The 13,788-nt window shown below is 37.8% G+C and carries 11 protein-coding genes; 6 read left to right on the top strand and 5 right to left on the bottom strand.

Annotation, left to right across the window (positions count from 1 at the left end; all coding sequences use genetic code 11):
* The first annotated feature begins 137 nt into the window (after positions 1-137).
* Entirely contained in the window at positions 138-947 is an 810-nt protein-coding gene (gene proC / locus J2S17_RS26875; RefSeq protein ID WP_307480015.1) for a pyrroline-5-carboxylate reductase, read from the top strand.
* A 422-nt stretch (positions 948-1,369) separates the two neighbouring features.
* A complete protein-coding gene (locus J2S17_RS26870) occupies positions 1,370-2,758 on the top strand; it encodes an L-cystine transporter (RefSeq protein ID WP_307480012.1) in 1,389 nt (462 codons plus the stop codon).
* Positions 2,759-3,869: 1,111 nt separating this feature from the next.
* Here J2S17_RS26870 and J2S17_RS26865 read toward each other — a convergent pair.
* From J2S17_RS26865 to J2S17_RS26855, 3 genes are all read right to left on the bottom strand, one after another.
* Complete coding sequence (locus J2S17_RS26865) at positions 3,870-5,171, bottom strand: NCS2 family permease (protein ID WP_307480009.1); 1,302 nt, start codon at positions 5,169-5,171, stop codon at positions 3,870-3,872.
* A 419-nt stretch (positions 5,172-5,590) separates the two neighbouring features.
* Entirely contained in the window at positions 5,591-6,589 is a 999-nt protein-coding gene (locus J2S17_RS26860) for an inorganic phosphate transporter (protein WP_307480007.1), read from the bottom strand.
* 13 nt (positions 6,590-6,602) lie between these two features.
* The gene (locus J2S17_RS26855) at positions 6,603-7,220 is read right to left on the bottom strand and encodes a DUF47 domain-containing protein (RefSeq protein WP_307480054.1); all 618 of its coding nucleotides are present in this window, start codon (positions 7,218-7,220) and stop codon (positions 6,603-6,605) included.
* Between the two features lie 417 nt (positions 7,221-7,637).
* Between J2S17_RS26855 and helD the strand changes: the two genes are divergently transcribed.
* From helD to J2S17_RS26840, 3 genes are all read left to right on the top strand, one after another.
* On the top strand, positions 7,638-9,905 hold the full coding sequence (helD, locus tag J2S17_RS26850; RefSeq protein WP_307480006.1) for an RNA polymerase recycling motor HelD: 2,268 nt from the start codon (positions 7,638-7,640) through the stop codon (positions 9,903-9,905).
* 25 nt (positions 9,906-9,930) lie between these two features.
* Positions 9,931-10,752, top strand: coding sequence for an aldo/keto reductase (locus tag J2S17_RS26845; protein ID WP_307480002.1), 822 nt, complete (start codon positions 9,931-9,933; stop codon positions 10,750-10,752).
* 231 nt (positions 10,753-10,983) lie between these two features.
* Positions 10,984-11,244, top strand: coding sequence for a GlsB/YeaQ/YmgE family stress response membrane protein (locus tag J2S17_RS26840; RefSeq protein WP_307480001.1), 261 nt, complete (start codon positions 10,984-10,986; stop codon positions 11,242-11,244).
* 102 nt (positions 11,245-11,346) lie between these two features.
* On the opposite strand, the gene J2S17_RS26835 is transcribed toward J2S17_RS26840, so the two are convergent.
* Complete coding sequence (locus J2S17_RS26835; protein WP_307480000.1) at positions 11,347-12,264, bottom strand: RluA family pseudouridine synthase; 918 nt, start codon at positions 12,262-12,264, stop codon at positions 11,347-11,349.
* A gap of 351 nt (positions 12,265-12,615) precedes the next feature.
* Here J2S17_RS26835 and J2S17_RS26830 point away from each other — a divergent pair, with 351 nt between their 5' ends.
* Positions 12,616-13,005 (top strand): DUF5365 family protein, encoded by a 390-nt coding sequence (locus tag J2S17_RS26830; protein WP_307479998.1) that lies wholly within the window; start codon positions 12,616-12,618, stop codon positions 13,003-13,005.
* Here the strand turns inward: J2S17_RS26830 and J2S17_RS26825 are convergent.
* Positions 13,000-13,350, bottom strand: coding sequence for a hypothetical protein (locus J2S17_RS26825; RefSeq protein WP_307479995.1), 351 nt, complete (start codon positions 13,348-13,350; stop codon positions 13,000-13,002). The genes J2S17_RS26830 and J2S17_RS26825 overlap by 6 nt on opposite strands.
* Positions 13,351-13,788 lie beyond the last annotated feature (438 nt).

Raw genomic sequence — 13,788 nt, 5'->3', positions numbered from 1 at the left:
CCTTGAAAAATTTGTTTTTCACATCGTAACATGGATTTGAGACTATTCATTCTTATTTTGCTCATTTTTTGTTAAGGTTATAGGAGTAAAGTATAATAGCCTATATGTAGAAGTATATGACAGGGAAGTGTAACGAGATGGACAAAACAATTGGATTTATCGGCTGTGGAAAGATGGCACAGGCAATCATTGGTGGAATATTAAAGTCAAAGTTGGTATTGCCTGATCAGATGATCGCAAGTGCGAAATCTATAGAAACACTTGAAAAGGTTAAAGCTAATTATCAGATAGAGGTTACAGAATCTAATATAAAAGTGGCAAAAGTGGCAGATATTCTTTTTCTCGCAGTAAAACCAAATATTCATAGTGAGATTATCTCTGAGATAAAAGGCGATCTGAAAGACGGTACTACCGTTATCACAATTGCTGCAGGCATTAGCTTGAACTATTTAGAGGAAGCCTTTGGCTATCCGCTAAAAGCGGTGCGCTCTATGCCTAACACGCCTTCCTTAACAGGTGAAGGGATGAGTGCAGTTTGTGCAAATGATCTTTTGGATGAAAAAAGTCTGCAGGATGTCATTGATATTTTTTCTTCTTTTGGAAAAGTAGAAGTGATCGTAGAAAGGTTGATGGATTCTGTTCCTGCGATTAGCGGTTCTTCTCCTGCTTACGTATATATGTTCATTGAAGCACTTGCCGATGGCGGAGTAAAAGAAGGCTTATCCAGGGAACAAGCCTATAAAATGGCTGCTCAAGCAGTATTAGGAGCAGCAAAAATGGTGCTGGATACTGGCAAGCATCCTGGAGAATTAAAGGATCAAGTGTGTACACCAGGAGGAGCAACGATTGAAGCAGTTACGGAATTAGAAAAACAAGGATTACGTGCAGCAGTTCTATCGGCGATGGAGCAGTGCACAAAGAAAACGAAGGGTTTATCTAAAGCCTAACGCGATAGGAAGTTTAGGGCTGTAATTATTTTAACCAATTCGAAAGGGCAATGATTATCCAATAAACAAGAAGGATTAATGATGTGTCTTGGAATTCCTGTCATTATCATCTCTTTGATTATGTTAGGAGCTTTTTCGTTTATGCCTTTCATTCAGCAATTAGAGATAAGCTAGACAGGATTATTAAAATTCTTGAAAAGCAGGGAAAATGAGTTTATTACTCACTTTTTTATCAGTTGCAATATTTTGTGATTTAGAGGCGATTCTTTCTTGGAGAAGGAACCGTTTCTTTTTTTTTTTTCAGTGAATGAATGGTCTTAAAAGAGAATAAAATATAAATGGATCAAACTAAGAATTCCGACTTGACTCATCGGAATATAAGTATTATTGTAATGAAGTCATACATTAGGAGGGGAAGAAGAATGGATACTGGCTTAATGATATTAAATCTAGCTATCATGCTTATTTTAATTTTGGGTTTATTTTATATGCAAAAAAAGCATGTCTCATTCTCAAAGCGTGTCTTTGCTGCTTTAGGGATTGGAATTATTTTTGGATTTGGTTTGCAGTTTGCTTACGGCGCTGATTCCGAGGTTTTGGCGGAATCTACCGATTGGTTTAATCTTGTCGGCGGCGGATATGTCAAATTTCTGCAGATGATTGTTATGCCGCTAGTGTTTATCTCTATCTTAGCGGCGTTTACAAAATTAAAGCTAACGAATAATATTGGAAAGATTAGTGTATTAATCATTGGTTTATTATTAGGAACGACTGCTGTCGCAGCAGCTGTAGGAATAGCGACAGCAACAGGCTTTAATTTGGAAGCAATCCAGATTTCAGGAGGAGAAGCTGAGACTGCAAGAGGTGCGCAGCTTGAAGAAAGCTATCAGTCGATAGAGGGTAAAACATTTCCTCAGCAAATGCTCGATCTATTGCCTGCCAATCCTTTCTTGGATTTAACAGGGGCGCGTTCAACATCAACGATTTCAGTTGTCATTTTTGCAGCCTTTTTAGGTATTGCATATATTGGAGTAAGAAGAAAATCACCTGAACAGGCAGAATTATTCGCGAAAATTGTGGATGCTTTCTATAGTATTATTATGAGGGTTGTTACACTTATTCTAAGGTTAACGCCATATGGAGTTCTAGCTATTATGACGAAGACAGTAGCGTTAAGCGACTTTGACTCCATCCTTAGCCTAGGGAAGTTTGTTGCAGCTTCCTATGTGGCATTAGCAGTGATGTTCATTATCCATTTAATCTTGCTTGCTTTAGCTGGATTAAACCCTATTTTATATATAAAAAAGGCATTCCCAGTATTAACGTTTGCGTTTACTTCACGCACAAGTGCAGGGGCTTTGCCGTTAAATATAAAAACGCAAAAATCACTTGGGGTACCGGAAGGAATCGCAAACTTCTCAGGATCATTCGGGCTCTCGATCGGACAAAATGGATGTGCTGGTATATACCCGGCAATGTTAGCAGTAATGATTGCTCCAACTGTAGGCATTAATCCTCTCTCTCCCGGCTTTATTTTCTCAGTTATATTGATTGTAGCGATAAGCTCATTCGGAGTAGCTGGAGTAGGGGGAGGGGCAACCTTCGCAGCTATTTTAGTACTATCTGCTTTAGATTTACCAGTTGCCTTAGCCGGCCTGTTAATTTCTGTTGAGCCGTTAATTGATATGGGGCGTACAGCAGTGAATGTCAGCGGATCAATGACATCAGGTATACTGACTAGTAAAGTAACCGGTGAAATTGATAGAAGTGTATATAATGATCCGAACAATAAGATTGAGGCAGAAATCTAAAAAATAAATTTTTGAATTTAAATATAATGATGTCTTTCTTACTATCTCCGTAGCCTAGCGATTTTAGGTAAGCAGCAATTGAGATTGGAAAATGTAAGGATCCATCGTGCATCATTTACCAATCTCCGGTGAATTTGGAAAGAGAAAGAGATAAATAATGCATAATTAAGCCGATCTCGAGTGAAAATGAAGGGAGAAGAGGGTAAATACCGCATTATTAAGCCGAACTCCAGTGAAAGTGAAGAGAGAAGAGGGTAAATAATGCATAATTAAGCCGATCTCCAGTGAAAGTGAAGACAGAAGAGGGTAATAATGCATAATTACGCCGATCTCAGTGAAAATGAAGATAGAAAGAGGTAAATACCGCATAATTAAGCCGAACTCCAGTGAAAATGAAGAGAGAAGAGGGTAAATAATGCATAATTACGCCGATCTCCAGTGAAAGTGAAGAGAGAAGAGAGTAAATAATGCATAATTACGCCGATCTCCAGTGAAAATGAAAAGAGAAGAGGGTAAATAATGCATAATTAAGCCGAACTCCAGTGAAAATGAAGAGAGAAGAGGTTAAATAATGCATAATTAAGCCGATCTCCAGTGAAAATGAAGAGAGAAGAGAGTAAATAATGCATAATTAAGCCGGTCTCCAGTGAAAATGAAGAGAGAAGAGGTTAAATAATGCATAATTACGCCGATCTCCAGTGAAGAGAGAAGAGGTTTAAAAATGCATAATTAAGCCGATCTCCAGTGAAAATGAAGAGAGAAGAGGGTAAATAATGCATAATTAAGCCGATCTCCAGTGAAAATGAAGAGAGAAAGAGGTAAATACCGCATAATTACGCCGATCTCGAGTGAAGTAGAAGAGAGAAGAGAATAAATATCGCATATTTAAGCCGATCTCCAGTGAAGTAGAAGAGAGAAGAGGTTAAATAATGCATAATTACGCCGATCTCCAGTGAAAATGAAGAGAGAAAGAGGTAAATACCGCATAATTAAGCCGATCTCCAGTGAAGTTGAAAAGAGAAAGGGATAATTAGCCTAAATACCGAGAGCTTTTCAAACATCAAAAAAACAATCGACATTACTGTCGATTGTTTTTTTATAATTGCATGATTTAATGCGGCAGGAATGCTAATTGATATAAGAAGAGAACAGCAAAGATATAGACAAGCGGGTGAACTTCGCGTCCTTTTCCTTTCACTACTTTCAGAATTGGATAAGTAATAAATCCAAGAGCTATACCTGTTGCGATGCTTGAAGTTAAAGGCATCGCAAGAATAATTAAAAAGGCAGGGAAGGCTTCGTCCATTTCTCCCCATTTAATATGAGCGATGTTTCCCATCATTAAGCTGCCCACGATAATTAAAGCCGGGGCTGTAATGGCTGAAATGCCGGATACGGCACTAACCAACGGGCCAAAGAAAGCAGCTGCAATGAACAATACACCCACTGTCAACGAAGTAAGGCCTGTCCTTCCTCCTGCAGCTACACCACTTGACGATTCGATAAAGGCAGTAGTTGGGCTTGTGCCGAACATTGAACCAACTGTCGAAGCTACAGAGTCGGATAAAAGGGCAGGTCTTGCTCTAGGAAGGGTTTTCCCCTTCATTAGTCCGGCTTGCTGTGCGACACCGACCATTGTGCCTGTCGTATCAAAGATTGTAACGAGCAAGAATGAAAACACAACAGCATATAAGCCGTGCTGAATGACTTCACCAATGGCTGTTACAGGATTAAAGACTAAAATGCCTTCTGGCAGGGAAGGGAAAGCGAGAATCCCAGCATCAAATGAAAGCTGTCCAGTAAAGTAAGCGATCAATCCAGTAACAATCATTCCATAGAAGAGTGCTCCAGTAATATTAAGTGCCATTAAAATTAATGTGACTAACAGACCAACAATAGCGAGAACAGCGGAAGGCGAGGTTAGATCGCCCAGCGCCACCAGGTTGGTAGGATGGCTTGTAATAAGGCCAGTCATCCTTAAACCGATAAATGCAATGAATAACCCGATCCCTGCGGAAATTCCAAACTTTAAATTATCAGGAATGGCTTCAATTAATTTTTGGCGAAAAGAGGTTAATGACAAAATGATGAAAATAAGTCCTGCAACAAAAACAGCTGCAAAAGCAGTCATATAATCAATATTTCCATGTGTTCCAACAACAGAATACGCAAAGTATGCATTCAATCCCATACCAGGAGCAATCGCTATCGGGTAATTGGCGAATAGAGCCATCCAAAGTGTTCCCACAACAGCAGAAATAATTGTAGCTGCAAATACCTGTTCAAAAGGGACGCCGGCATCCGATAAAATGACTGGATTGACAACGACAATATAAACCATTGTTAAAAAGGTAGTAATACCGGCCATGATTTCTGTTTTTACATTGGTTTGATTTTCAATAAGTTTGAACATGATTAGTCCTCCAAGATGTTTAGCAATTCAATCTAAATACGAACAAAAAAACTCACATGTTATATAGTATTCGTTTTTTTCGTTTATATCAAGTGATATATTTCTTAGTATTGATTATCTGAGACGAATGATTCTTCATTACAATAAACTGAATATTGGTTATGGATTATTTGAGTAAATGGGGGGAACTGAATTAGCACTAAAGTTGTACTAAGGGAAAAGAATGAATCTTACAATTAAAGGCACAAGGCTATACATAGCTAGTGCATTCAATCCGAAGCAGGAATAGGGTATAAGGTTTTTGAACAAAATTAGCTAAATTTGATGAAAGGGTTAATGGCTGCCAAAGCATTTTAGAAATCATATTCTCAAGGTCTCAACAATACAAGAAGGAGCCTATTAGATAGGCTCCTTAGATATTATAGGAAAGAACTTAATATTAAATAAGTGATTCCGGCAATGGTAGCAGAAATCGGCAACGTAATGATCCACGTAATGATCATTGTTTTGGCTGTACCCCATTTAACTCCTTTAACGCGGTGAGCAGAACCTACACCTAGAATAGAAGAAGAGATAACATGAGTTGTACTGACTGGCATATGCAAGGCAGTCGCGCCAAAGATAATCATTGCGCCAGTTAAGTCGGCCGCCACCCCATTTACGGGGCGGATCTTCATGATCTTACCGCCAACCGTTTTAATGATTTTCCAGCCGCCTACAGAAGTACCTAATCCCATGGCAAGCGCACAGGAGAATTGAACCCAGAATGGGATATCGCTTGTTGTCGCGTACCCGTTAGCGATTAGCGCCATTGTAATGATACCCATTGCTTTCTGGGCATCATTCGTTCCGTGTGTGTAGGATTGCAGAGCAGCTGTGAAAATTTGAAAAGTTCGGAAGTTTCGATTTGTTTTTGTTAGGTTATTGTTTCTAAATACAATTTTAAAGATACTATAAATTATAAATCCAACTGCAAAAGCAATAAGCGGCGAGAAAAGTAAAGCCTGTATAATTTTAATGAAACCGCTGTAGTTTAAAGAGGCTACACCTGCTGCAGCGATTGCAGCACCGGCGATCGAACCGATTAATGCATGGGAAGAGGAACTTGGAATGCCATAATACCATGTTAAAAGGTTCCAAAAAATAGCTGCTATTAATGCAGATAATATAACAATATCCCCATTTTGCAATGTAAAGGGGTCAACAATGTCTTTGGTAATTGTTTTTGCAACGCCAGTAAAGGTCATCGCTCCAACAAAGTTCATAATTGCTGCCATGATAATGGCATGTCTTGGTTTTAATGCTTTCGTAGACACTGATGTTGCAATGGCATTGGCTGTATCATGGAAACCATTAATAAAGTCAAAGACTAATGCAAAGATGACGATTAAGACTGTAATAAGAAAAATTGCATCCATTAGTAATTGCTCCTTACGCGTTTTTCATAATGATTGTTTCAAATGCGTTGGCAACTGTTTGACAGCTGTCAGCAATTTCTTCAAGGTTTTCATAGATTTCTTTGTATTGAATGATACGAATCGGATCTTTTTCAACCGAGAAAAGATGTTTGATCGATTGACGAAGGATTCCATCACACTTAGACTCATAATCTTTGATTCTAATCGCATGCTCTCTAATGCTTAATAGTTTCTTAGTAGATAATAATTCAACAGATTTTTCGATTTCAATCGCACATTCACGAATGGCTTCAACGAATTTCAACATAAATTCATCGGCTTGTGTAATTGAATACATTTCGAAAAGATCGGCTGTTTGCTCAAACCCATCAAGAACATCATCCATGGCCATAGCAAGGTGCAGGATATCTTCTCTTTCAATCGGTGTAATAAAGGCGTTATTCAGTTCTTTAATTGTCTCGTGAACATATGTATCGCCTTTTGTTTCAAAGTCTTTCATTTTCTCTGAGAAGATTTTCAAATCACTAATATTCTTTAGCTTATAGTCTGCAAAATACATTGCACTTTCTTTTAGATTCACTGCAATATTGCTCAACAATGTATTGAACTTGTCCTGCTTTTTAAAAACCATCATTAATACCCCCATTAATTTTAGGCAAACATAACCTTCAAACGTTATTATTTTAGCTGAAAAAAATTAAAGTATAAAGAAGTATTTTTCACGTTGATGACCAAAAGTCGATTTTTGTCGTTTTGAAACATTTTGGTAATAATCCAAACTTATGCAAGAATTTTAAAAGAAACCGTTGATGCTATTGAATAAAATAAAAAATGACAATATCAAGTAAACGCTTCCATTATGTGTTTTTTTTCCACCCGTCTTTACAAAAAATTAATATTTCTTAATGAATAATTTACAGAGCATTTATTCGTAATTAACAAATGATATTGATTTTGCTTAAGTTTTCTGATAACATTATTTTCCTCTCACGCGCGTTCATATGTATTTCTCCATTTGCGGCTAAAAAATAAGATTGGAGTGAGTCATATGTCAACTCAATTAAAACACCCCGATTTTCAAAAGGAATTCCAGCGACTAGAATTTACAAAAAGATATATGGAAGCAGTAATTAAAACTGCAGAAACAAATCAGGACCAGTTTCAAGAAAATATGCTAGAAGCATTTCAAGATGTAGATTGGTCTGAATCCAGTTTAGGCTATTCTTCATTGTTAACGAATGCCAGTTTTTTTGCGATGTCCAAGGATGAATTAGCAAGTTTAAAAAAGGCGAGGACCAAACCATATTTTGCACGAATTGATTTTTCAAGAGAGGATCAACAAGATGCTGAGATTATTTATATTGGGAAAACCTCATTATACTCTAGAGAAAATCAAGAACAGATTATTGTAGATTGGCGATCTCCGATATCAAATCTTTATTATGAAGGCAGAATTGGTGAAGTGCATTATCAATCATATGAAGAAAGTTTTAAAGGCGAGCTCGTTTTAAAACGACAATTTATGATTGAAGAAGGGGAGATAGAAGAGATTCGCGATATTGATTTGACAACAAATGATCAATTATTGCAAGAATCACTATCAGGCAGCTCGAGCAATCGCTTGACGGAGATCGTTTCGACGATTCAAGAGGAGCAGAATAGAATCATTCGTGCGGATCTGCATAAACCCATCATCGTGCAAGGAGGCGCTGGTAGCGGGAAGACAACTATTGCACTTCATAGGATCAGTTATTTTATCTATCAATATAAAGAAAATTTCGCACCTGAACAGCTGATGATCCTAGCTCCAAGCAGATTATTTATTGATTACATCTCAGAAGCTCTTCCGGAATTAGGTGTTGAAAGAGTTCGGCAAACGACCTTTGAGGACTATGTAAGAGACTGCATAGGCAAGCAAATCCGCTTGAAGAAGGACAGTCATTTAATCAATCTTCTCGAACATCCTGAGGAGAAGGAAACGCTAGAAGCAGCCCTAGTTTCTAAGCTGAAGGGTTCGCCTATGTTTCAAACTGTTTTGAATAATTATATGAAAGACATTTATCAAACCTTTTTTCCAGCTGACGATTTTTTTGTTGATAAATATCGCCTGTTTAAACGGAAACGCTTTATTCAACTGTTACAGGACGAGTTTCACTATCTCCCATTATATAGAAGGGTTGAAAAACTGAAGGCCATACTGCAAAGTGATGTAAGAAGAAAAAAGAAAGAAATGATAGATAAAGTTGAATTGTTTTATGATGAAAAAATTGAACGTGCCTTATATAATGCTAAGGATCCTGACAAAAGACGAGCGTATGTTTCAGCTGCATTGGACAAAAAGAGCTTAAAGCTTACAGAAATAAAAAAAGCGATTAAATCTGCTGTCCCATCTTATATGAAGCAATTCTCGAAAAAAACTGTTTTTCAATATTACCATGCTCTTTTTAATGACCCTAAAAAGCTTGTGTTACTTTCAGATTCCAAGATAAATCCTGAACAGGCTGAGCTGATTTGTAAATATAATCAAACTCTATTTAAGAAAAAGATCTATGAACGAGAAGACCTTGCGTTATTGTTATATTTGCACGTTCACCTCAATGGAATAGACAAAGAATATAAAGCTAAAAACATTGTGATAGATGAAGCACAGGATTATAGCTTCATGGAAATATTATCTTTGAAAAAGGCGGTGGATACTGATATGTTTACGCTAGTAGGAGATCTCGCTCAAGGGATTCATTCCTATCGGGGGTTAACTAGCTGGGATGCGGTCCAAGCGGAAATTTTCCCTAGGGCAACTTATGCAGAGTTAAAGAAAAGCTATCGAACAACCGTTGAAATTATGGAGATGGCGAATCAATTACTAAAGCGCCTTCCATATGGCTTTCCTGAAGTGGAGCCGGTTGTGCGTCATGGGAAATCGCCGCAGTTTACCAAATCAAAAAAAGGGAAAGCGTTGATTGAGCAACTGGAAAAACAAATCGATAGCTTAAAGGCTGAAAAATTCAAGTCTTTTGCTATGATAGGGAAGACGATGAAGGATTGCGAGACGCTTTATAAGCAATTTCAAAAGCATTCTTCTCTTCCAGTACTATTGCTGGGGGAAGAAGAGAAAATTCCTAAAGACGTTCTTGTGATTGTCCCTGCCTATTTGGCAAAAGGCCTGGAATTCGATGCAGTTATTATTTTTTCCATAGATGAGAGATATTCTGCAAAATCAAATCTTGATATCCAGCTGCTCTATGTTGCAATGACAAGACCGCTTCACCGCCTCTGTTTCTTTGGTGAGCAACAAGAAGATTTTCTCTTGAAATAAAAATGATGAATAAGGAGAGGGAAAAATGAGTCATATCCAATCGACAATAACATTGAATAATGGAATCAGCATGCCTCAGTTTGGTTTAGGTGTTTATAAAGTAGAGAATGGTTTGCAAACCGAGGATACAGTAAGAAATGCCCTTCAGCTTGGTTATCACTTAATTGATACTGCTGCTTTTTATGATAATGAAGAAGATGTAGGAAAAGCCATTAAAGCTAGTGGATTGCCGAGGGAAGAGATCTTTATAACAACAAAGGTTTGGAACAGTGACCAAGGCTACGACTCCACATTAGCAGCTTTTGAACAAAGCTTGAAGAAGCTGGATACAGACTATATTGATTTATACTTAATCCACTGGCCACTCCCGGGGAAATATGTGGATACTTGGAAAGCGCTTGAAAAAATATATAAAGAAGGTAAAGTAAGAGCAATCGGGGTAAGTAATTTCCATAGTCATCATCTCGATACTCTTCTTGAAACGGCTGAAATTGTACCAGCAGTTAATCAAGTAGAGAGGCACCCTCGTCTTTCCCAAGAAGAATTGAGAGAATATTGCAAGGGGAAAAATATTAAGTTAGAGGCATGGGCACCGATTGCTAGAGGTAATCTTTCTGACGAACCTACTTTAAGGTTTATTGCCTCAAAACACGACAAAACACCTGCACAAGTCATCCTGAGATGGCATTTGCAAAACGAAGTCATCATTATTCCAAAAACAATTAATGAAGCAAGGTTACAAGAGAATGCCGATATTTTTGATTTCGAATTAAGCTTAGATGAAATGGGACAAATTGACGCTTTAAATATGAATGAGCGTTATGGAAGCAACCCAGACAATCTGTAAATAAAGATGGGCCATCTGGTAAGTCAGTTTATCCGACTTCCTAGATGGCCCTTAAATGTTGTTTTTGAAGGGAAATTAACTTTAAGAAAATTAAATTGAACCATTCACATTCTATCCTAAATCCCTACTCTTCTTTCATGCTGGTTAATTTATTATTTTTTGGAAATCAAAAAACCTTGTATGAAAAAATCATGTGAGTCAAATGATAGTAAATAAAAAGGAGGGATAATCATGTTTAGCTTTTTATGGGCATTAATTATAGGTGGTATTATTGGATGGATCGCTGGTTTAATTACCGGGAGAGATGTTCCGGGAGGGATTATTGGAAATATTATTGCAGGATTTATTGGTGCATGGATTGGTTCATTTGTTTTAGGTCATTGGGGACCAGTTATCGCTGATTTTGCGATTATACCTGCATTAATTGGTGCGATTGTTTTAGTGCTTATCGTAAGCTTTGTATTGCGTTCAATGCGTAAGACAACGGATTGAACATTCAAAAGGCAGCCAATAAAGCCGCCTTGTATTGAATTGAAGCAGGGGATGGACCCGAGATTTCTCCGGGTTCATCCCTTTTTTGCTTGAGCAATAGCATTATATCTTGGCTACCTTACTAAAGTAAGGGTTAAGATCATTTGGAGGCATGCAAGTGACCGCGATGGATTCCTTAGTCAATGGATGATGCAGCTCCAACTTTGCAGCATGAAGAGCCTGGCGATCGATTAAATTTTCTCCGCCATATAAAACATCACCAACAATGGGATGGCCTATAGAACTGAGATGAACTCGAATTTGGTGGGTTCTCCCAGTATCCAGCTGGCACTTTATAATTGTTATATTTTCTCCTTGAAGGATATGCAAAACTTCATACTTTGTAATGGCTGTTTGCCCGCTTGAGGATAACCTTCTTCGCGTGGGATGATGGCGGTCGCGGCCGATTGGAGCGTTGATGACCCCTTTCTTTTTCGCCATTATTCCATGAACGGCTGCAATGTAAGTTCGCTTAATTAACCGTTCTTCCAGCATGATATCCAGTATCGATCCAGCAAGAGGGTGCTTGGCAAAAAGAATGGCACCTGAGGTATCTTTATCAAGCCGATGAATATGCTTGATTTTTCGGATCTCTCCATTCATCTGCATATGAAACGCTGCAGCATTTGCTAATGTATCTGATTGTTGAGGTGAGTTTGGGTGGGTATCCATATGTGCCGGCTTGTTAAAAATAGCTAGGTGATCGTCTTCAAATAGAACTTCCAGATCATAATAATAAGGATTGATGTCAACGGTTTCTTCTTTAAATAAGCGGAGCTGCAATTTATCACCCATTGCTAAAGGAGTACTCCAATTAACGGGTTGTCCGCCAAGCGTCACATCCTTTGCCATTCTCATCTGATGCGTAATCGTTTTTGGGGCTTTCCAAAATTTCTTAAAAAGATCCTCGCTCGTCACGCCTTCCCAATCTTTAGGAACGGTTATTTCAAACCAGTCACCATACCTTTTGGTTTTTACCATTATTTACATCCTTCCAAAAAACATATTCTGCTCATTTATTCATAAACATTAATAGACATTATGTATTCATTTATTGTAACGAAAATAGAGTGACATTAAAAGCGCACATTATTGGCGAAATTGTGTTATGAAGAGGCTGCAAGGCAAACCTTAAATGTGGCATGCAACATCGCCACCTAAGCCAATGGATTTCCGTGTTAATTGTTGCATTTAGGCAGCGGATCCTAGTACAGGATTGTTTGCCTTATTTCTCCTTTGCCATGGCGATAATTACCACGCTAGTTATCGTGCAGATTATGCTATTCTTATGTTATTACAAACAGATTACAAGGAAAAAAAGGTGGTTTTTTTGTGAAAGTAGTCTTCGCATCTACTGCTGAACAGGAACAGCAAATAGGTGAACTGGTGGAAAGAATGTACTCAGATATTTTCCCTTTATATTTTTCAGATGACGCGATTAAGGAATTTGAAGGATTGAATGTACTCAAGACGACGCAAGAGTATTTCGGAACATTGAAGGAAGCTTATCAAGTGATGTCAGGATTGCAAACCATTCTGCTAATATTGGAAGAAGAGAAATTGAAAATCGAGCATGAAACCATTTTCAACAGGAATGTCCAAATATTAGATGAATTCAAGATCTCATTTCCATTCACATTTGATCATTTTTATGGTGATCAATCATTCAAGAATAGTCAAGTGAGTATGTATTGCAAAGCGAATAATGGATATTTGCTATGAAAAAACCAAGTCTGCACTTGTTGCAGACTTGGTTTTTAGCTTGCCAAAAAATAAAATGTAGAGAAGTGTCCAGTGCAATTCCCATACCCAAAACAGAAAAACACCCATTTCAGATAAGAAAAAGCAGAATTTCAATCCAAAAAACATAGAAACGCCCATTTGAGATAAGAAAGAGCCGTATTCCAATCCCAAAAACAAAGAAACGCCCATTTGAGATAAGAAAGAGCCGTATTCCAATCCCAAAAACAGAAAAACGCCTATTTCAGATAAGAAAAAGCCGTATTCCAATCCCAAAAACAGAAAAACGCCCATTTCAGATAAGAAAGAACAGTATTCCAATCCCAAAAACAGAAAAACGCCCATTTCAGATAAGAAAGAGCAGTATTCCTATCCCAAAAACAAAGAAACGCCCATTTCAGATAAGAAAAAGCAGTATTCCAATCCCAAAAACAAAGAAACGCCCATTTGAGATAAGAAAGAACAGTATTCCAATCCCAAAAACAAAGAAACGCCCATTTCAGATAAGAAAGAGCCGTATTCCTATCCCAAAAACAAAGAAACGCCCATTTCAGATAAGAAAAAGCAGTATTCCTATCCCAAAAACAAAGAAACGCCCATTTCAGATAAGAAAGAGCCGTATTCCAATCCCAAAAACAGAAAAATGTCCATTTGAGATAAGAAAGAGCATTATTCCAATCCCAAAAACAGAAAAAAGCCCATTTCAGATAAGAAAGAGCCGTATTCCAATCCCAAAAACAGAAAAACGCCTATTTCAGATAAGAA

The organism is Cytobacillus purgationiresistens, assembly GCF_030813235.1.
Taxonomy (GTDB): Bacteria; Bacillota; Bacilli; order Bacillales; family Cytobacillaceae; genus Cytobacillus; species Cytobacillus purgationiresistens.
This window is presented reverse-complemented; position numbering and strand designations above follow the sequence as displayed.